This window comes from Candidatus Methylomirabilota bacterium (assembly GCA_035315345.1).
Taxonomy (GTDB): Bacteria; Methylomirabilota; Methylomirabilia; order Rokubacteriales; family CSP1-6; genus CAMLFJ01.
In genome coordinates this window covers 1-19897 of the sequence record DATFYA010000090.1, presented here as the reverse complement: position 1 = coordinate 19897, position 19897 = coordinate 1, and the positions used below count along the sequence as shown (strand labels likewise).

Genomic DNA, 19897 nt, shown 5'->3' with positions numbered 1-19897 from the left:
CCGATCACCAGGGGCGGCTTCGCGAAGCCCGACACCGCCTCGCGCGCCGCGCGCATCATCGCGCTCCCGCCGCTCGCGTGCACGTTGAGCATCCACACGCCGAGCCGCGCGGCCGAGCGGCAGGCGCCCGCCACCGTGTTGGGGATGTCGTGGAACTTGAGGTCGAGGAACACCTCGGCCCCGCGCTTCTGCACCAGCTCGACCGCGGGCGGACCCGCGGCGGTGAAGAGCTGCGAGCCGATCTTGAAGCGCGTGGCCAGGCCCTGCAGTCGATCGAGCAGCCGCTCGGCCTCGGCCAGGCTCTCCACGTCGAGGGCGACGATCAGGCGGTCACGGGCGTCCATGGTAGTACTCCTGCAGTGGCTTCACGGAGATCTCGCCCTTGAGGAGGGCCTCGATGCCGCCGATGGCGGCCTGGGCTCCGTCCACCGTGGTGTAGTAGGGGATGTTCTGGGTGACCGCGGTGCGCCGGATGAGATACGAGTCGCGGCGGGCGCGGCCGTCCTCGGGGGTGTTGAAGACGAGCGCGATCTCACCGCGCTTCATCAGGTCCACGATGTTCGGCCGGTAGTTCTCGTTGACCTTGTGGACCACCTCGACGGTCATGCCCTGCCGCTGCAGCAGCTTGGCCGTCCCCACGGTGGCGACCAGGCTGAAACCCATCTCGGCCAGCCGCTTGGCGATCTGCAGCACCGCCCGCTTGTCGCGGTTCTTCACCGAGAGAAAGACCTTGCCGGAGGTGGGCAGGGGCGAGCCGGCGGAGAGCTGCGACTTCACGTAGGCCTTCCGGAAGTCGTAGTCGATGCCCATCACCTCGCCGGTGGACTTCATCTCCGGCCCCAGGATCGTGTCCACGCCCGGGAACTTGATGAAGGGGAACACCGCCTCCTTCACCGCGATGTGGGAAACCTCGCGCTCCTCCCCGAAGCCCAGCGACTGGAGCGTGGCGCCCAGCATGACCCGGGTAGCCAGCTTGGCCAGCGGCACCCCGATGGCCTTGGACACGAAGGGCACCGTGCGTGAGGCGCGCGGGTTCACCTCGAGCACGAAGACCTGCTCGTTCTTGATCGCGAACTGGATGTTGAGCAGGCCGATGACGCCCAGCTCCGCCGCGAGGGCGCGGGCCTGGGCCTGGATGCGCTCGATCTGATCGTCGCCCAGCGAGTAGGGGGGCAGCGCGCAGGCCGAGTCGCCGGAGTGCACGCCCGCCTTCTCCACGTGCTCCATGACGCCGCCCACCACCACCCGCTCGCCGTCCGCGATGGCGTCGACGTCGATCTCGAGCGCGTCCTCCAGGAACTTGTCCACGAGGATGGGATGCTCGGGGCTCACCCGCACCGCCTCGGTCATGTAGGTGCGCAGGTCCGCCTCGTCGTAGACGATCTGCATGGCGCGCCCGCCCAGGACGTAGGAGGGACGCACCAGGACCGGGTAGCCGATGGTGTCGGCGATCCGGGTGGCTTCCTCGAAGGAGCGTGCGGTGGAGCCGGGCGCCTGGCTGAGCCCCAGGCGGTCGAGCAGGTCGGCGAAGCGCTGCCGGTCCTCGGCCCGGTCGATGGCGTCCGGGGGCGTGCCGAGGATCGGCACCCCCGCGCGCTCGAGCGGCACCACCAGCTTGAGCGGGGTCTGGCCGCCGAACTGCACGATCACCCCGCGCGCCCGCTCGCGCTCCACGATGTTCATCACGTCCTCGAAGGTGAGCGGCTCGAAGTAGAGGCGGTCCGAGGTGTCGTAGTCGGTGGAGACGGTCTCCGGGTTGCAGTTGACCATGATCGCCTCGACCCCCGCGTCCTTCAGCGCGAAGGCGGCGTGCACGCACGCGTAGTCGAACTCGATGCCCTGGCCGATGCGGTTCGGCCCGCTGCCCAGGATGATCACCTTCTCCCGCGGAGTGGGCGGAGCCTCGTCCTCCTCCTCGTAGGTCGAGTAGAGGTACGGGGTATGGGCCTCGAACTCGGCCGCGCAGGTGTCGACCATCTTATAGACGGGTTGGATGCCGGCTTCCACCCGGGCGTGTCGAACCTGGCCCTCGGTGGCTGCGACCAGCTGGGCCAGGCGCACATCGGAGAATCCCATCTGCTTGGCCCGTCGCAGGATCGCCGCGTCGGCGAGCCCGGCGGCCGCGATGACCGGCTCGTACTCCACGATCTGGCGGATGTTCTCGAGGAACCACGGGTCGATCGCCGACAGCTCGTAGAGCTCGCGGGTGGAGAGCCCCCGCCGGTAGGCCTCACCGATCGCGAAGCAGCGGTCCGCGTTCGGGATGCGGATCTTCTGACGCAGCTCGTCGAGATCCGCCACCGCCAGCGCCAAACCCCAGCGGTCCTGCTCGAGGGAGCGCACCGCCTTCTGCAGCGCCTCCTTGAAGGTGCGGCCGATGGCCATGACCTCGCCCACCGACTTCATCTGGGTGGTCAGGGTCTGGTCCGCCTCCGGGAACTTCTCGAAGGCCCAGCGCGGAAACTTGACCACGCAGTAGTCGATGGCCGGCTCGAACGAGGCGGGCGTCTCCCGGGTGATGTCGTTGCGCAGCTCGTCCAGGGTGTAGCCCACCGCGAGCTTGGCCGCGATCTTGGCGATCGGGAAGCCGGTGGCCTTCGAGGCCAGCGCGGAGGAACGCGACACCCGCGGGTTCATCTCGATCACCACCATGCGACCGTCCGCCGGGTTGATGCCGAACTGGATGTTGGAGCCGCCGGTCTCGACGCCGATCTCGCGGATGATCGCGAGGGAGGCGTCGCGCATCAGCTGGTACTCCTTGTCGGTCAGGGTCTGGGCGGGCGCCACCGTGATCGAGTCGCCGGTGTGCACGCCCATCGGGTCGAAGTTCTCGATCGAGCAGATGATGACGACGTTGTCCTTCGAGTCGCGCATCACCTCGAGCTCGAACTCCTTCCAGCCGATGACCGATTCCTCCACCAGGACCTGCTGGGCCGGGCTCTGCTGGAGCCCCCACTTGATCGCCGCTTCCAGCTCCTCCGGGTGGTACGCGATGGAGCCGCCGGTGCCGCCCAGGGTGAACGAGGGCCGGATGATCAGGGGGAACTGCATGCGGCGCTGCCGCATGCCGGCCAGCGCATCGTCCGGGCTCTTGGCGTAGAAGCCCTTGGGCATCGCGAGTCCGATGCGCTCCATGGCCGCTCCGAAGAGGTTGCGATCCTCCGCGGTCTTGATCGCGGGCAGCTTGGCGCCGATCAGCTCGACCCCGTAGCGGTCCAGCGTGCCGTCCTCCGCGAGGGCCACCGCCAGGTTGAGGCCGGTCTGCCCGCCCACGGTGGGCAGCATCGCGTCGGGCCGCTCACGCGCGATGACCTTGGCCACGAACTCCGGGGTCAGCGGCTCCACGTAGGTGCGATCCGCCATCTCGGGGTCGGTCATGATGGTGGCCGGGTTGCTGTTCACCAGCACCACCTCGAACCCCTCCTCCCGGAGGGCCTTGCAGGCCTGGGTCCCCGAGTAGTCGAACTCGCAGGCCTGGCCGATCACGATCGGCCCGGAGCCGATGAGCAGGATCTTCCGGAGGTCGCTACGCCTGGGCACGCGCGAGGGCTCTAGGCGTCGATGGTCCCGTACACGACGGACGTCTCGGGGGCGGCTTCGTCGCGCCGATAGAGCACGTCGTCGAGACGGCCGTTGCCGATCCACACCGTCTCGCCGTTGCCCCAGAGCTTCTCGCCGAGCACACTCATGCGCTTCTCGACGCGCTCTCGCACCGCGTGGGCCTCGAGGCTCAGGTCGCTGTCGGTGGTGAAGACGGCCCACTCCGGCTTCTGGCCCGATTCCTCGGTCTTGCGGTAGGCGATGAGGTATTTGGGCATCGTGTCACCCTCCCTTCGTCATGAGGTCTGCGAAGCGACGGAACAGGTAGTGCGCGTCGTGCGGACCCGGCGACGCCTCCGGGTGGTACTGCACCGAGAAGATCGGCAGCTCGCGGTGGCGCATCCCCTCCGAGGTGCCGTCGTTGAGGTTGACGTGCGTCTCGACCAGCCCGGCCTTCTCGACCGAGTGCGGGTCGACCGCGAAGCCGTGGTTCTGCGCGGTGATCTCGACCTTGCCGGTGAGCAGGTCCTTCACCGGGTGGTTGCCGCCGTGGTGGCCGAACTTCAGCTTGTAGGTGCTGCCGCCGAACGCGAGCCCCAGGATCTGGTTGCCCAGGCAGATGCCGAAGATCGGCGCGCGGCCGATGAGCCCGCGCACCGTCTCGACCAGGTACGGCACCGCCTCGGGGTCGCCCGGCCCGTTGGAGAGGAAGATGCCGTGGGGCTTTCGCTCCAGCACCGCGGCCGCGGTGGTGTCGGCCGGCATGACTTCCACATCGCACCCGAGGCCGGCCAGGCAGCGGAGGATGTTCTGCTTGATCCCGGAGTCGAAGGCGACGACTCGGAACCGCGCCGGCGCGGGTGCGACGTAGCCGCGCGCCAGGTCCCAGGGGCCCTCCGTCCAGCGGTGCGGCGCGTCCACGCTGACCTCGGTGACGAGATCGCGGCCGAGCAGGCCGGGCAGCGACCGGGCGCGCGCGACGAGCCGCTCGCCGTCCGTTTCGTCGGTCGAGATGATGCCTTCCTGCGCGCCGTGATCGCGGAGATGACGGGTGAGCGCGCGGGTGTCGATCCCCTGGATGCCGACGATCCCCTGCTCGCGCAGGTAGTCGTCGAGCGGCACCCGCGACCGCCAGCTCGATGGGAACGGGCAGGCTTCCTTGACGATGAAGCCGGACAGCCAGGGTCGGCGCGACTCGACGTCCTCCGGGTTGATGCCGTAGTTGCCGATCAGCGGGTAGGTCATGCACACCATCTGGCCGCGGTACGAGGGATCGGTGAGGATCTCCTGGTAGCCGGTCATCGAGGTGTTGAAGACCACCTCGCCGTGGGCCTCGCCGGTCGCGCCGAGGGCCTCTCCGCGGAACAGGCGGCCGTCGGCGAGGGCGAGCAGGACGGGCCGCGTCACGGGGTCACCTTCACGCCGCCGACCAGCGTCATCCACGGCGCGCCGGTGCCGGTGAAGCCGGCGAAGGGTGTGTTGCGGCCGCGCGACTGGAACGCGGCCGGATTCACCGACCAGGGCTGCTCGAGGTCGAGGATCGTGACGTCGGCCCCCGCGCCCGGCGCGAGCGTGCCGCCGGGCAGGCCCAGCAGCCGCGCCGGCGCGGCGCTGAGCCGCGTGACCAGCGTCGGCAGATCGAGCACGCCGGGCCGGACCAGGCGGTCGAGCAGCAGCGGCACCGCGGTCTCGAGCCCGACGATCCCGTTGGCCGCCTCCGCGAACTCGCCCTCCTTCTCGGCCAGCGCGTGCGGGGCGTGGTCGGTGGCCACGCAGTCGATGGTGCCGTCCACCAGCGCCTCCAGGCACGCCTCGACATCCCGCTTGGTCCGGAGCGGCGGCGCCATCTTGACGTTCGGGTCGTAGCTCCGCACCGCGTCGTCGGTGAGCAGCAGGTGGTGCGGCGTCACCTCCGCGGTCACCCGGACTCCGCGCGCCCGCGCATCGCGCACCAGGCGCACCGCGCCCGCGGTCGAGATGTGGGCGATGTGCAGGTGCGCGCCGGTCAGCTCGGCCAGGATGATGTCGCGCGCGACCATCACGTCCTCGGCCGCGCCCGGCTGCCCGGAGAGCCCCAGCTCGGTGGAGACGATGCCTTCGTGCATGGGCGCGTCGTGGGCGAGGTGGCAGTCCTCCGCGTGGCTGATCACCGGCGTGCCGAACGGCAGCGCGTACTCCATCGCCCGCCGGTACAGCTCCGCGTTCATCACGCACTGGCCGTCGTCGGAGAAGGCCACGCAGCCGGCCTCGGCCTGCTCGGCCATCTCGGCCAGCTGCTTGCCCTCGAGGTTGCGGGTGACCGCGCCGATGGGATACACGCGCACCACCCCCTCGACCTTCGCGCGGGCCAGGATGTAGTCGGTCACCGCGCGGTTGTCGTTGACCGGGAAGGTGTTGGCCATGCAGGCCACCGCGGTGAACCCGCCCGCGGCGGCCGCGCGCGTCCCGGAGGCGATCGTCTCCTTGTACTCGAAGCCCGGCTCGCGCAGGTGCACGTGCATGTCGATGAAGCCCGGGCACACCACCTTCGAGGCCGCGTCGATCACCTCGACGCCGGCGGGCACCTTGAGCGCCTTGCCCACCTTGTGGATGCGCCCGTCCGCGATCCAGACATCCTGCTGAGCGTCGGTGCCGCTCGATGGATCGACCACCCGGCCGTTGCGGATGATCAGGCTCATGCCTTCTTGCTCCCGGCGAGCAGATAGAGCACCGCCATGCGCACCGCGACGCCGTTGGACACCTGCTCGAGGATCACCGAGTACCGGCTGTCCGCGACCTCGGGGGCCAGCTCGACGCCCCGGTTCACCGGGCCCGGATGCATGATCAGCACGTCGGGCCGGCAGGGCGCCAGCCGAGCCAGGGAGAGTCCCCACACGCGCGAGTACTCGCGAATGGACGGGATGAAGCCGCCCTGCATGCGCTCGTGCTGCAGGCGCAGCATCATGATCACGTCCGCGTGGGCGATGGCCTCCTCGAGCCGATGGCTGACCTTCACGCCCAGCTCCTGGCACTGCGCGGGGATGAGGGTGGGCGGCCCGGCCACCGTGACCGTGATGCCCATCTTGCGCATCCCGAAGATGTCGGAGCGCGCCACCCGGCTGTGGGCCACGTCGCCCACGATCGTCACGTTGAGCCCTTCGAGGTGCCCCTTCTTCTCGCGGATCGTCATGAGGTCGAGCAGCGCCTGGGTGGGATGCTCGTGGGCGCCGTCGCCCGCGTTGATCACCCCGCAGCGCAGGTGGCGGGCCAGGAGGGCGGGCGCGCCCGAGGCCCTGTGGCGCACCACCACCACGTCGGGGCTCATCGCCTCGATGTTCCGCGCGGTGTCGAGCAGGCTCTCCCCCTTCTCCGCGCTCGAGCCCGACGCCGAGAAGTTGATCACGTCGGCGGAGAGCCACTTGCCCGCGATCTCGAAGGAGGTCCGGGTGCGGGTGGAGGATTCGTAGAACAGATTCACGACCGTCTTTCCGCGAAGGGTCGGCACCTTCTTGATCTCGCGGGTGGCGATCTCCTTCATGGAGGCCGCGGTGTCGAGCACGTCGGTGATCTCCGTCGCGTCGAGGTCCTGCATGCCGAGCAGGTCCTTGCGCTTCCAGCCCATGGGCTCAGTCCTCCTGGATGACGACGCGGTCCACGCCGTCGTGCTCGCGGAGCAGCACGGCCACCGATTCCCGGCGGCTCGTGGGAAGGTTCTTGCCGATGTAGTCGGGTCGGATGGGCAGCTCGCGATGGCCGCGGTCCACCAGGACCGCGAGCCGGATGATGCGTGGACGCCCCAGGTCCATGAGCGCGTCCATGGCGGCCCGGATGGTCCGCCCGGTGAACAGCACGTCGTCGACCAGCACCACGGTGCGACCCTTGATCGGGAAGCTGATCTCGGTGCTGCGCACCACCGGCTGCTCGGCCTTCAGTCGCAGGTCGTCGCGGTAGAGCGTGATGTCGAGCGCGCCCACCGACGGCTTGGTGCCCTCGATGGCCGCGATCTTGGCGCCGATCCGCTCGGCCAGGGTGACCCCGCGGGTCTTGATGCCGACGAGGACGACGTCCTCGCCGCCGCCCGCCTGCTCGACGATCTCGTGGGCGATGCGGGTCAGCGCCCGGTCGAGACCGGTCTCGTCCAGGACCTGGGCCTTCTCGCGGGAGCTCATGCCGGCCGGGGGACCCATGCGGGCGGGCAAAAAAAATGCCCCGAACGGGGCGGGACGCTGCCGATATTCGTCGAGTGCGTCATCGTCTGCTCCTTGCCGGCCTCGCAGGGCCTGCTTAAAGGAGAGTGAATCGTGATGTCGCTCGTACTGTACGTCGCCTCTCGGGGCCTGTCAAGGATGCATCGGCCGCTCCGCGACCACGATGAGCCGCCCGGTCGCGCCGGGCCGGTAGCGGCGGCCGTCGTAGCCCGCATACGCGCCGAGCAGCCGCAGCCCCACGCGTCGGAGCATGCCGCGCCAGCGGGCCAGGGAGAACTCCTGGATGCGAAAGCGGCGCTGCACCGCCCCGCGGCGCCCGTCGGTCAGCACGAGCTGGGTGGTGTCCACGATGCCGGTGCGCCGATCGAAGCGTCGGTGCTCCAGGATGAAGCGCCGGCGACCCGCGCGGTACCAGAGTCGCCCCGGCACCGCGGCGTCGTGGACCGGATCGCGATGATCGACGATCAGACGCCCGCCCGGCTTGAGCGCGCGGGCCATTCGGCGGAGGACCCGCGCGTTCTCGGCCGGCGTGAAGTATCCGAAGCTGGTGTAGAGGTTCACCACCGCGTCGAACTCGGCGTGAAAGTCCATGCGGCGCATGTCCGCGCGCCGTAGCCGGAGCCGCGGGCCCTCGGGGAAGCGCCGCCGGCCTTCCGCGATCATCGCGCGCGAGAGATCCACGCCGGTCACCACGTAGCCGCGGCGGGCCAGGCCGGCCGCGTGGCGGCCGTATCCGCATGGCACGTCGAGAATTCGCGCGCCGCGGGGCAAACGCAGGCGCCGGACCAGGAAGTCCACCTCGGCGCGGGTGTCCGCCGCCGATTTCTCCTCGCGCAGCTGGGCGACGTACGCGGTGTCGAAGAAGCGCGTGAACCACTCCGGTCGGCGCTTCACCGCGGCGAGCCGAGCCATTGGCGCCGTAGTATACTCCGCCCTTGGGAGCCGGAGCCGAAGGCCAGGCGACCATACGAAAGGCCGTGAAAGGGTTTTGCAGTACGCGCCGAAAAGAAGAGCCTTCGTAGTAAACCGTAGCAAGGGCCAAACCACCACTCACCGAAGCGAGGTCGACGAAATGGCTCAACTCCAGATTCCCCTCGACGCGAAGCGCTTTGCCACCGGGCTCACCTGGAAGGACTACATGGGCCAGATGGGCGACACCCGGGCCCGCACCGAGCAGAACTACGCCAACTCCAAGCTCACCGACGAGGAGCAGAAGTTCTTCAGCGGCGTCACCGGCGTGAAGTACGTCATGATGCTGGCCGAGAACTGGTGCGGCGACGTCCACCGCAACTCGCCGCTGATCGCCCACCTCGTGGACGCGATCCCGGGCGCCGAGCTGCGCGTGTTCTTCCGGGACCAGGTGCCGGACCTGCGCGACACCTTCCTGAACAACGGCTACCAGTCCATCCCGGTGGTGGTCTTCTTCGACAAGGACTGGAACGAGATCGGCCGCTGGATGGAGCGCGCGCACGGGGCCACCGCGGCCAGCACCGGCATCCGGGCCAAGACCCTGGGCGCGGTGCCGCAGGGCGCGCCCAAGGAGCAGCAGGACGCGGCGATGAACGAGTTCCGCAAGCAGGTGCAGGCCGAGTACGACAAGCCGGGCGGGACGCTCTGGCGCGCCGCCGCCGCCGAGGTGAAGCTCCTGCTCGAGGCGCGGGCCGGCAAGAAGTAGCTCACAACTCGTGAGCCCACGGAGGCCTCGATGACGGTCAAGCTCGGCATGTTCACCATGCCGTTTCACCATCCGGATCGCGAGTACACCGCCATCCTCGAGGAAGACCAGGAGGCCATCGTCCTGGCCGACCGGCTCGGCTTCACCGAGGCCTTCGTGGGCGAGCACTTCTCGTCGTGGAGCGAGCGCATCACCTCGCCCCTCATCTTCTTCGCGTCGCTCATTCCCCGCACCACCCAGATCCGCTTCGGCACCGGCGTCATCAACCTGCCCCAGCTGCACCCGGCCACGGTGGCCGCGCACGCCGCCATGTTCGACCAGCTCTGCCGCGGCCGCTTCATCATGGGCATCGGCCCGGGTGGCCTCGTGAGCGACCTGGAGATGTTCGACGTGGGCCAGGCCGAGCTGCGCCCCCAGATGGTCGTCGAGTCGATCGACACCGTGCTCAAGCTGTGGGCCCAGGATCCGCCCTACGAGATCGACGGCCGCTTCTGGAAGATCTCGCTGAAGAACGGGATCTGGCCGGAGTACAAGGTCGGCTACGTGCCCCGCCCGTACCAGCGGCCGCACCCGCCCATCGCGCTCTCGCTGCTCACTCCGAGCTCGAACAGCGCGGTCACCGCGGGCGAGCGGGGCTGGATCCCGGTCTCCGGCCAGTTCTTCCACCGCCGCTACCTGCGCGGCCACTGGGAGAAGTACGTGGAGGGCTGTGAGCGGGCGGGGCGGCGGCCGGACCCCAGCGTCTGGCGCGTCTCGCGCAGCGTGCTGGTGACCGAGAGCGACGCCCTGGCCGAGGAGTACCTGGCCGACCCGGACAACGGCCTGTCGTTCTACTACCAGTTCTTCCACCACAGCTTCTCGAAGGGCCGCAAGGCGCTCTTCATGCTGAAGCCGGACCTGATCGTCCCGGACGAGGACGTCACGGTGGACATGATCAAGCGCGCCCTCGTCATCGCGGGCAGCCCGCGGCGCGTGCTCGAGCAGCTGGTCGCCTTGCGCGAGGAGACGGGACACTTCGGCACGCTGCTGATGGGCGGGCACGACTGGGACCGACCCGAGATGTGGCGCCGTTCGATGGAGCTGCTCGCCACCCAGGTCATGCCCAAGTTCTCGCAGCACGCGGAGACGCCCCGGGCGTGAAGGTCGCCACCTGGCGGGGCGACGCCCGCTTCACCCTGGACGAGGCGCCCGATCCGGTCGCCGGCCCGGGGCAGGTGGTGGTGGACGTGGCCGCCGCGGGCATCTGCGGCACCGACGTGCACGCGACCCAGGGGCTGTTCCCGTGGACGCCGCCCATGATCATGGGCCACGAGTACTCGGGCGTGGTGCGCGACGTCGGCCGCGGGGTGAGCCGCCGTCTCATCGGACGAGCCGTCGCCTGCGAGCCGTCCTACGGGTGCGGGGACTGCCTGCACTGCCGCCACGGCCGCATCAGCCAGTGCGCCCGGGCCACGCGTGTCGGCGGCTTCGCCGAGCGCGCCGCGCTCCCGGTGAGCTGCGTGCACCCGCTGCCGAAAGGCCTCGACCCGGTCACCGCCGCGCTGGCCGAGCCGGCCTCGTGCTGCCTCTCCGGGCTCGAGATGTTCCGCATGCCGCGCAACGCGACGGTGGTGGTGATGGGCGGCGGCATCATGGGGCTGCTGACGATGGCGCTGGCCCGCCGCCGCGGCGCCGGGCGGCTGATCCTCTCGGACCCGCTCGAGGAGCGGCGGGAGATCGCGCGCAAGCTGGGCGCCCGCGTGGTGGTGGATCCCGCGCGCGAGAGCCTGCACGAGCGCGTGATGGCCCTCACGGACGGGGGCGGCGCGGAGGTGGTCTGCGAGGCGGTGGGCAAGCCGGATCTCGTCGCCGAGGCCGTCGCGATGGTGAAGCCCGGCGGCGTGCTCCAGCTCGTCGGGGTGAATCCCAAGGGCAGCCGCATGCCCATCGACCTCTTCGACGTGCACTTCCGCGAGATCAGGATCCACGGGGCCTACGGCCGCGGCACCGCCTTTCGCCGCGCGCTGGCCGCGCTCCCCAAGCTCGGCATCAAGCGCCTGATCGGCGCAAAATTCCCGCTCGAGCGCATCGAGGACGCCTTCGCCCACGCCACCGCCGGCCGCGGCGCCAAGACCATCATCACCCCCTGACGGGGTCAGGTCTTGCAAAACGACATTTCGCGCTGACCCCGATCTAGGTGCGCCAGGACTCGGTGAGGGAGCGGGTGTGCTCGAGGGTCACGCGTCCGGCCCTGGTCACGAGATGGCAGGGGGCGAGCGCGGTGATGATCTCGTCGGCGCGGTCGGTGTCCCAGACGACGAGATCGGCGCGGCAGCCCACCGCCAGGCCGTAGTCGGGCACGCGGAGGATTCGCGCCGGCTGCGTGGTGAGCATGTCGAGGAGCAACGGTAGGTCGGCCTGACCGCCCAGGTGGCCGGCCACGCCCAAGAGGTACCCCATCAGCGGCAGGCCCGCGGTCCCGAACGGGGTGAACGCGTTCCGCACGTTGTTCGTCGCCGCGGCGACCGTGACCCCGGTCCCGAGCAGCCGTCGCGCCGGCGCGAGACCGCGGCGCACGCTGCGGACGTCCTTGCGCCCCATCAGGTACAGATCGGTCGCAGGCAGGACGATCACCGCCACGCCGGCCTCGGCGAGCCGGCGCGCGAGCGATTCCTGCTCGTCGGGCGGCAGCGCCGCCATCTCGCTCATGTGGCCGAGGGCCACGCGACCCTGCCAGCCCCGCCGGAGCGTCTGCTCGGCGATGTAGCGCGCGTGCAGGTGCTGCGGCTCGTCGAAGAAGTCGGTGTGGAAGTCGACGTCCACGGAGAACTCGGCGGCCAGGTCGAACACGATGTCGATGTGCCGGCGCGCGTCCGTGTCGTTGTAGGGCACGCCTCCCACCAGGTCGGCGCCCGCCCGCAGCGCCTCGCGGAGGAGCGCCTCGGTGCCGGGCGCCTGGAGGATACCCTCCTGGGCGAAGGCGCAGAGCTGCAGGTCGATGGCGGGGGCGTACTCGCGCTTGAGCGCGGCGAGCGCCTCGAAGCCCATCAGGCCCACGATGGGATCCACCTCGGCGTGGCTGCGCATCGCGGTGGTGCCCTGGCGCACCGCCATGTCGAGCACGCGCCGGGCGCGGGCCTGGATGTCTGCTCGAGTGAAGCGGCGCTTTTCCGCGCCGGTCACCCGCAGGGCCTCGGCCAGCGAGCCCTCCCGGCTTGGCGCCCGCTCGGTGAGCAGCGCCTTGTCGAGATGGATGTGCGCGTCCACCAGCCCGGGCGTCACCGCGCGCCCCTCGCAGGAGATCGTGCGTGCCGCCGATCGCCGCGAGAGCCGGCCGATCGCGACGATGCGGCCTCCGTGGCAGCCGATGTCCGCCACGAGGCCGTCGGGCAGACGGCACTCCCGCAGCAGCAGATCGAGCGGCCCGGTCATCCCGCCACGCCGCGCGCCTCGGCCATGGCGATCAGCGCCTGCTCGAAGCAGGCCAGCGGGGCGCGGACCGTTCCGGCGCCGATCTGGCCCACGCCCGGCTGCCGGCCCGCGATGCCGGTGTTGATCAGCGGCGTGATGCCGGTCTCGACCACGCGGCGGATGTCGATGCCCACCGGCGCGCCGCGGTCGTCGCGCGTCGGGATGCGGAAGTGCGGGTGCTCGCCCGCCGAGATCTCGGCCATCTCCTCGGTCAGGGCGAGCGCCTCGCGCAGGCCGCCCGCACCCACGAAGCCGGCCACCGCCGGCGAGGCCGCCATCGACGCGCCGCCGAGCCCGATGGTCTCGACGATGGCGCTGTCGCCGATGTCCGGGTTCGCGTCGGCGGGCCCGAATCCGGCGAAGTAGAGGCCGTCGGGCACGTTCACCGGCGCGGTCAGCCAGCGGTCGCCCAGCCCCGCCACCCGGATCCCGAAGTCGGTGCCGTTGCGGGCCATCGTGACCACCAGAGTTGAGGGGAGGGTCGACGGCCCCGCACCCACGCAGGGGTCGGTGATCGCCTTGCCGGCGGCCATCGCGAGATTGAGGAAGAACTGATCGTTGCCGGCGATGAATTCGGCGAGCCGCGCGATCGCCGCCGCCTCGGCGGTCGCGCGCGCCACCGCCGGCATCAGGAGACGCGTCAGCAGTGCCGAGGCCGCGGTGTTGCGCTGGTGCATCTCGTCGCCCATCCGCAGCGCCTGGCTCATCAGCGCGCGCAGGTCGACGCCGTCTCCCGCGCGCAGCGCCGCGCCCAGGAGGGGCCCCGCCTCCTCCGCGAGCCACTGCAGGCGCCGGATCACGCGCGCGTCATTGGCCCCGAAACGAAGGACCGCGCCCAGTCCCTCGTTGATCGTCGCGAAGGCGCGGTTGTCGCCCGCGCGATTCTCGACGACGAAGACCGGCATGGAGCGGGTGATCAGCCCGGTCATGGGGCCGACCGCTCCGCGCGAATGGCACGGGGCGAGCCTGACGCCGCCCTGCTCCACCAGGCGGCGGGCGCCGGCGTCGTCGGCCGCCCAGCCTTCGTAGCGGATGGCGCAGAGCACGGCCGCCTGCATGGTGGGGCAGGCGCGCTCCCAGGCGAGCGGCGGGCCCGCGTGGAGCACGACGCGGTCCTCCAGGTCCATCGCCTCGCGGGCCGGACGGCAGTCCACCAGGACCGGGTGCCCGCCGGTGAGCCGTGCGAGCACCGCCTCGTTGGCGGCCGCGATCGTGATGTCCGCGTCGAGGGCGGCCAGCCGCCGCGCCATGACCACATCACCGCCCGCGGGGGGACGCCAGCCCACGTGCGTCACCGGCACGCCGTGCGCGTCCAGGTCCTCGGCGAAGCCTTCGAGGCCCACGTTGACGACGCGAGGGCCGTCCGCGAGCAGGGCGCGCCCGTGCGTGGTCACGCACGACCTCCGGGCCCGCCGAGGAGCGAGTCGATCAACACGTCACCGCCCGCGATGCACGCGGCGGCCCGCGCGGCCTGCGCGTTGGACGGCAGCACCCAGGCGCCGGCCGCTTCGAGCGTTGCGACCTGGGCCGGCAGCCCCTGCGGGTCCTCCGCGGTGCCGACCACCGTGGCCACCACCGCCAGGCCCTGGCCACGCCCGCGAGCCTCGGCGCGAGCCGCGCGGACCGCGCCCGCCAGATCCCCGGCGGGATCGATGGCCGCGCCGCGGCCGAGGACGACGTCGAGCAGCAGCACCGCCAGGTCGGTACGCCGCGCCGCCTCGCGGATCGCCTCGACGCGCGCGGTCGGGTCCAGCATCGGATGCGCCCGCCCGACCGTGAACTCGTCGGCGCCCATGTCGAGCACGCGATGGCCCGCGCGCCGCTCCAGCGCCGCCCGATCGGTGAGGTTCGACGCGACCGGGCCCAGCAGCCGGTCCAGGATCAGGAGGCTCTCGTGCGCGAGGGTGCCGCCCGCGTAGAGGCCGAGCACGCTCGATTGGGCGGCGGTCAGTTGACGGCGGGCATCGCTGACTCGGCGCCGCGCATCGGGATCCGAGAACGCCAGCGGTTGCCAAGGCCGGTTCATCAGGATGGCATCGGCGGCGAATGCCGCGTCCTCCAGGGTGGCGACCGTGATGATGGAGCCCTCGCGACCGTCGGTCACGGCCGGCCCGAGCAGGCAGATCACCGCCGGCCTGCCGATGGCGCGCAGGCGCGACCGCACGCGCTCCGCGACCGCGGGCGCCGGCGGCTTGCCGATCACCATGACGAGATCGGTGGTTGGATCCGCGGCGAGCAGATCGAGAGAAGACAGGGCCATGGCGCCGCCGACCGTGGCGCCCATGTCGCGGCCCCCGACTCCGATGGCGTGGGAGATTCCGTGGCCGCGTCCGGCCAGCAGCGCGGCCACCTGCTGCAGGCCGGTGCCCGACGCGGCCACGATGCCGACGCGCCCGCGTGGGACCACGTTGGCGAAGCCGAGCGGGACGCCGCCGACGTAGGCGGTGCCGCAGTCCGGGCCCATGAGGAGGAGACCGCGCTCGATGGCGAGGTGCTTGAGCGCCACCTCGTCCTCCAGGCTGACGTTGTCGCTGAAGAGCATCACGTGGAGGCCGGCGTGCAGGGCGCGCCGCGCCTCCGCGGCGGCGAAGGCGCCCGGGACCGAGATCAGGGCCAGGTTCGCCTCCGGCATTCGCCGGATCGCGGCGCCGATGGTCCGCGGCCGCCCGCCACCCCGGTCATCCCGCCGCGACACGCGTTCGGCCAGCCGCGACTGCACCGAGGCGGCGGCCTCGCCGGCGATGGCTGCGGAGTCGGCGTCCACCACGACCACCAGGTCGTTGGCGGTCGCGGTGGCGGCCTCGTCGGTGAGCAGGGACGCCTGCGCGAGCAGATCGCGATTGGCGGGCGTGCCCATCACCACGCCGACCTCGCGGACGCCCGGACGGCCGCGGAGCGCGCGCGCCAGGTTCAGCAGCGTGACCGAGTCGTGATAGGCCCCGCGCTTGATCAGTGTCGCGTAGGCCATGGCTCAGGCCGCGAGCGACCGGCAGGCGAGCCGCATGCCGCAGAGCGTGTCGGCGCCCGAGGTCGCGCCGAGCCGGACGAGACAGGCCACGGCGCGCCGCTGCTCGTCGGGTGAGATCGCGCGCAGCACGGCGAGGACCGGCTCGGAGAAGCGGCCCGCCAGCGCGTGCAGCACGAACTCGCGTCCGATCGTGGTCGTCCGCTCGAGCGCCGATCCGGCAATCGCGCCCACGGCCGAGGCTCCTCCGCGCGGCAGCCATTCGCGGTCCACGTGGTGCAGGACGGCGAGCGCGCCCACCAGGCAATCGTCGCCGGACGGCGTGAGCCCGTCGCCGAGGCCCAGCAGCGTCACCGCGCCCGCGATCAGCCGCGCGGCGTCGCGCTCCCGGATCGCCGCCGCCAGGCGCGCGCGGCCGGCGACTCCCGGTGCCGAGTCCAGGCTCGCCGAGTGGCGTCCGCGCCAGTGCCGGAGGTGCCGCGTTGAACGACCGCCGCGACCTCCGGCGGTGTCGACCGAGCAATCGACCACCTCGACGCGCGGCCACGGGATCGAGAGCCCTTCGGCGACGAGACGTCGCGCGCCGATGGTGACCGGCGTGCCGATCCGAAGCCACCGCAGCGGCTCGACGTCATCGACCGCGGCGGCGAACGGCGCCAGCAGGGGCCCGGGTCCATGGAGCGCGAGGAGACTCCCGTCGGGCCATTGCAGGTTGATCGCGCGCTCGAACACCGAGTGGACGTGTCCGACCGTCCCCGACCAGGCGTCGAGCCGCGCCGCGACGGCGCGGCTCATGCGCGTGACGGCGACCACGCGGTCCATCAGCGCCGCCCGCTTCCCAGGTACGCCTGCACCACCGCGGGGTTCTCCCGGATCTCGGCAGCCGGGCCCGACAGCGTCACGCGTCCGCGCTCGAGCACGTAGGCGCGGTCGGCGAGGCCGAGGGCCTGGCCCGCCATCTGCTCGACCAGCAGGATCGTGACGCCGTCGGCGCGCAGCCGCGCGATCACCGCGAAGATCTCCCGCACCAGGATCGGGGCCAGTCCCAGCGACGGCTCGTCCAGCATGAGGAAGCGCGGCGCGCCCATGAGGCCGCGGGCCACCGCGAGCATCTGCTGCTGGCCACCCGAGAGGCCGCCCGCCGGCCGGTCCAGCCGCTCCCGCAGTGCGGGGAAGTGATCGAGCGCGCGATCGAGGTCTCGCGCGACGACCTCCCGTGCGGCTCGACGGGCCACCGCGCCCAGCAGCAGGTTGTCACGCACGCTCTGGTCGCCGAAGATGCCGCGCCCCTCGGGCACCAGCACCACGCCGCGGCGCGCGACCTCCCAGGACGGCCGCCCGCCGATCGCCTCGTCACCCACCGCGATGCGCCCGGCCGCCGGGCGCAGCACGCCCGCCACCGTCTTGAGCAGCGTGGTCTTGCCCGCGCCATTGCCGCCGACCACGCTGACGATCTCGCCGGCGCGTACCTCGAGCGACACGTCGTGGAGCACGGTGGCCCCGCCGCAGGCTACCGAGAGACCGGAGACGGTGAGCGCGCTCACGCCGGGACCCCCAGGTAGGCCTCGATCACCGCCGGGTTCTCGCGCACCGCCGCCGGGCTGCCGCTCGCGATGACGCGGCCGTAGTCCAGCACGGCGATCCGATCGGAGATCGCCATCACCAGCTCCATGTGGTGCTCGACCAGCACGATGGCCGGGCCGGCCTGCTCGCGCAAGGCGGTGAGCCGCCGGTCCAGCGTCTCGATCTCGATCGGCGCGAGCCCGGCCGCAGGCTCGTCGAGCAGGAGCAGCCGCGGCTGCGTGGCCAGCGCGCGGGCGATCTCGAGTGACCGGCGCAGGCCGGCGGGCAGGGACGCCGCCGGCTCCTCGGCCCGGGCCGCCAGCCCGAGCATCGCGAGCCAGGCCTGCGCCCGCCGGCGCAGCTCCCGCTCGCGGCGGCGGCGACCCGGCAGGCCGAGCAGGGCTCCCGCGAGGCCGCCGAGCCGGGGTCCGGCCACGCCGACCATGACGTTGTCCACCACGGTGAGATCGTCGAAGGGCTGCGCGGTCTGGAACGTGCGTGCCACGCCCCGACGGGCGATGGCGTAGGGCGGCAGCCCGGTGATCGCCTCGCCGCCGAGACGGATCTCGCCCGAGTCGGGACGATAGTACCCGGTGATCAGGTTGAGCAGGGTGGTCTTGCCCGCCCCATTGGGTCCGATCACGGCCACGATGTGCCGCGACGGGACCGACAGCGTCACCTCCGTGAGGGCCACCACGCCGCCGAACGAGACGCCGATCCGCTCGATCCCGAGCAGGGCCCCCGGCTCCGATGCCGGCGGGGCACCGGCACCGGCGGCCGCGGGCTCGACGGCGGCGACGGAGTCCGCGGCGATGTCGGCCGGCGCCGTCCGCGCACGGCCGCGACCGGCGATCGCGCCCACCACGCCGGCGGGCAGCCAGTAGATCGAGATCAGCAGGAGCGAGCCGTACAGGATCAGCCGGTAGTCGGCCAGCCCGGTGAGCAGCTCCGGCAGCACGGTCAGCGCGGTTGCGCCGACGAGCGGCCCGGCGAGGCTGCCGAGACCCCCGAAGAGCAGGGCGAGCAGGAAGACGATGGAGGTCTGCAGCGTGAAGCTGTCGGGCGAGATGTAGCCGTTGAGGAACGTGAACAACGCGCCGGCCAGCCCCGCGAGCGCGGCCGAGATCGTGAAGGCGGTGATGCGGATGAAGTAGGCCGACAGCCCGAGCGACTCCGCGGCCACCTCGCTGCTCTTCACCGCGAGCATCGCGCGTCCCCACGCCGAGCCCCTGAGATTCGCGGTGAGCCAGAGCGCGACGGCGGCCACCGCGGCGATCAGCCAGTAGGAGCCGCCCACCGACAGCTTCGGGATGTTGAAGATGCCCCCCGGCCCGCCGGTCACCGACACCCACTCCACCAGCACGTGCTCCACGATGATGCCGAAGGCGATGGTCACCATCGCGAGGTAGGGCCCGGACACGCGCAGCGCCGCCGAGGCCACCGCGGCCCCGAGGACCGCGGCCACCAGCACCGCGGCGATCGCCGCCGCCCAGCGCGGGGCCGCGAGCCGGGTGGCGGCCAGGCCCGCCGCGTACGCCCCGAGCGCGTAGAAGCCGGCGTGCCCGAGGGAGATCTGGCCGGTGAATCCGGCGAGCACGTTGAGTCCGGCGGTGACGATGGTCAGCAGGCCGATGCTGCACGCGAGGTAGAGATAGTACGTGTTGGCGGTCAGGGCGGGCAGCGCGAGCGCCGCGGCGGCCGCCAGCGCCCAGCCCACGCGCGGAGTCACACGCGCCTCGCGGGCGGCTGGCCGAGCAGTCCCCAGGGCCGCGCCACCAGCACCGCGATCACCAGGGCGAAGCCCACGATCTCGCGCGCCCCGGTGGAGACGTAGCCGGCCACGAAGGCCTCGAGCACGCCGTAGCCCAGTCCCGCGACGACGATGCCGGGTGCCGAGCCGAGGCCGCCGATGATCGCGACCGCGAAGGCCTTCAGCCCGATGATCGTCCCCATGGTGGGCGCCACGTTCAGCAGCGGAGCCAGGAGCACGCCCGCCACGCCGGCCAGCACCGCGGACAGCGCGTAGGCGGCCATGACCGCGCGCTCGATGTGGATGCCCATGAGGCCGGCCGCCTCGGCGTTCCAGGCCACCGCCTTGAGCTGCCGGCCGTACGGCGTGCGGTGATAGAAGACCTGCACGAGAACCATGAGGGTCAGGCCCACCACCGGCACCATCAGCTCCTGAGGATAGAAGCCGGCGCCGCCCACCAGGATCGGCCGCTGGGTGAGCGCGGACGGGAACGCGCGCGCGTCCTTGCCGAAGAGCAGCTGGGCCACGTTCTCGGCGATGATGCCGCAGGCGATGGTCGAGAGCAGCCACGCCGGCGAGGCGGTGCGGAAGAAGGGCCGCACCGCCACCCGTTCCACGACGATCCCGAAGGCGGCGAGGGCCAGGAGCGTCACCAGCAGGCCGACGGCCAGCGGCCAGCCGAGCGCCACCACGACCGCCCACGCGACCACCGCGCCCACCATCACCGCGTGCCCCTGCGAGAAGTTCATGGTGCGGCTGGTCGCCCA

Annotated in this window: 18 protein-coding genes; 3 read left to right on the top strand and 15 right to left on the bottom strand. The window is 71.7% G+C overall.

Going from position 1 to position 19897, the window contains the following annotated elements; all coding sequences use genetic code 11:
- The 8 genes from VKN16_11955 to VKN16_11920 form a co-directional block, all read right to left on the bottom strand.
- A partial coding sequence (locus tag VKN16_11955) for an orotidine 5'-phosphate decarboxylase / HUMPS family protein (GenBank protein ID HME94920.1) occupies positions 1–344 on the bottom strand: 344 nt, incomplete at its 3' end.
- A complete protein-coding gene (carB, locus tag VKN16_11950) occupies positions 331–3540 on the bottom strand; it encodes a carbamoyl-phosphate synthase large subunit (protein ID HME94919.1) in 3210 nt (1069 codons plus the stop codon). The genes VKN16_11955 and carB, both read right to left, overlap by 14 nt.
- Positions 3541–3551: 11 nt before the next feature.
- The gene (locus tag VKN16_11945; GenBank protein HME94918.1) at positions 3552–3818 is read right to left on the bottom strand and encodes a hypothetical protein; all 267 of its coding nucleotides are present in this window, start codon (positions 3816–3818) and stop codon (positions 3552–3554) included.
- A 4-nt stretch (positions 3819–3822) separates the two neighbouring features.
- Complete coding sequence (carA, locus tag VKN16_11940; protein ID HME94917.1) at positions 3823–4947, bottom strand: glutamine-hydrolyzing carbamoyl-phosphate synthase small subunit; 1125 nt, start codon at positions 4945–4947, stop codon at positions 3823–3825.
- Positions 4944–6218, bottom strand: a complete 1275-nt coding sequence (locus tag VKN16_11935) for a dihydroorotase (protein ID HME94916.1) — start codon at positions 6216–6218, stop codon at positions 4944–4946. Before VKN16_11935 ends, carA begins: the two co-directional genes overlap by 4 nt.
- On the bottom strand, positions 6215–7141 hold the full coding sequence (locus VKN16_11930; GenBank protein HME94915.1) for an aspartate carbamoyltransferase catalytic subunit: 927 nt from the start codon (positions 7139–7141) through the stop codon (positions 6215–6217). The genes VKN16_11935 and VKN16_11930 overlap by 4 nt, the downstream gene beginning before the upstream one ends.
- A gap of 4 nt (positions 7142–7145) precedes the next feature.
- Entirely contained in the window at positions 7146–7688 is a 543-nt protein-coding gene (pyrR, locus tag VKN16_11925; GenBank protein ID HME94914.1) for a bifunctional pyr operon transcriptional regulator/uracil phosphoribosyltransferase PyrR, read from the bottom strand.
- 171 nt (positions 7689–7859) lie between these two features.
- Positions 7860–8639 carry a class I SAM-dependent methyltransferase gene (locus VKN16_11920; GenBank protein HME94913.1) on the bottom strand — a complete coding sequence of 260 codons (780 nt, stop codon included), beginning with the start codon at positions 8637–8639 and terminating at the stop codon, positions 7860–7862.
- A 160-nt stretch (positions 8640–8799) separates the two neighbouring features.
- On the opposite strand from VKN16_11920, the gene VKN16_11915 reads away from it, so the two are divergent.
- Genes VKN16_11915 through VKN16_11905 form a run of 3 tightly spaced genes read left to right on the top strand, consistent with a single transcriptional unit; the run spans position 8800 to position 11531 of the window.
- Positions 8800–9402 carry a thioredoxin family protein gene (locus VKN16_11915; GenBank protein ID HME94912.1) on the top strand — a complete coding sequence of 201 codons (603 nt, stop codon included), beginning with the start codon at positions 8800–8802 and terminating at the stop codon, positions 9400–9402.
- A 30-nt stretch (positions 9403–9432) separates the two neighbouring features.
- Positions 9433–10542, top strand: coding sequence for an LLM class flavin-dependent oxidoreductase (locus tag VKN16_11910; GenBank protein ID HME94911.1), 1110 nt, complete (start codon positions 9433–9435; stop codon positions 10540–10542).
- Positions 10539–11531 (top strand): zinc-binding dehydrogenase, encoded by a 993-nt coding sequence (locus VKN16_11905; protein HME94910.1) that lies wholly within the window; start codon positions 10539–10541, stop codon positions 11529–11531. Before VKN16_11910 ends, VKN16_11905 begins: the two co-directional genes overlap by 4 nt.
- A 43-nt stretch (positions 11532–11574) precedes the next feature.
- Here VKN16_11905 and VKN16_11900 read toward each other — a convergent pair whose 3' ends face one another.
- The 7 genes from VKN16_11900 to VKN16_11870 form a co-directional block, all read right to left on the bottom strand.
- Positions 11575–12813 carry an amidohydrolase family protein gene (locus VKN16_11900; protein HME94909.1) on the bottom strand — a complete coding sequence of 413 codons (1239 nt, stop codon included), beginning with the start codon at positions 12811–12813 and terminating at the stop codon, positions 11575–11577.
- Entirely contained in the window at positions 12810–14246 is a 1437-nt protein-coding gene (locus VKN16_11895; protein ID HME94908.1) for a DUF1116 domain-containing protein, read from the bottom strand. Before VKN16_11895 ends, VKN16_11900 begins: the two co-directional genes overlap by 4 nt.
- Positions 14243–15820, bottom strand: coding sequence for an acyl-CoA synthetase FdrA (gene fdrA, locus VKN16_11890; GenBank protein HME94907.1), 1578 nt, complete (start codon positions 15818–15820; stop codon positions 14243–14245). The genes VKN16_11895 and fdrA overlap by 4 nt, the downstream gene beginning before the upstream one ends.
- Before the next feature lie 3 nt (positions 15821–15823).
- A complete protein-coding gene (locus VKN16_11885; GenBank protein HME94906.1) occupies positions 15824–16639 on the bottom strand; it encodes a DUF2877 domain-containing protein in 816 nt (271 codons plus the stop codon).
- Positions 16639–17361, bottom strand: a complete 723-nt coding sequence (locus VKN16_11880) for an ABC transporter ATP-binding protein (GenBank protein HME94905.1) — start codon at positions 17359–17361, stop codon at positions 16639–16641. Before VKN16_11880 ends, VKN16_11885 begins: the two co-directional genes overlap by 1 nt.
- Positions 17358–19109 carry a branched-chain amino acid ABC transporter ATP-binding protein/permease gene (locus tag VKN16_11875; GenBank protein HME94904.1) on the bottom strand — a complete coding sequence of 584 codons (1752 nt, stop codon included), beginning with the start codon at positions 19107–19109 and terminating at the stop codon, positions 17358–17360. The genes VKN16_11880 and VKN16_11875 overlap by 4 nt, the downstream gene beginning before the upstream one ends.
- On the bottom strand, positions 19106–19897 hold a 792-nt coding region (locus tag VKN16_11870), incomplete at its 5' end, for a branched-chain amino acid ABC transporter permease (GenBank protein HME94903.1). The genes VKN16_11870 and VKN16_11875, both read right to left, overlap by 4 nt.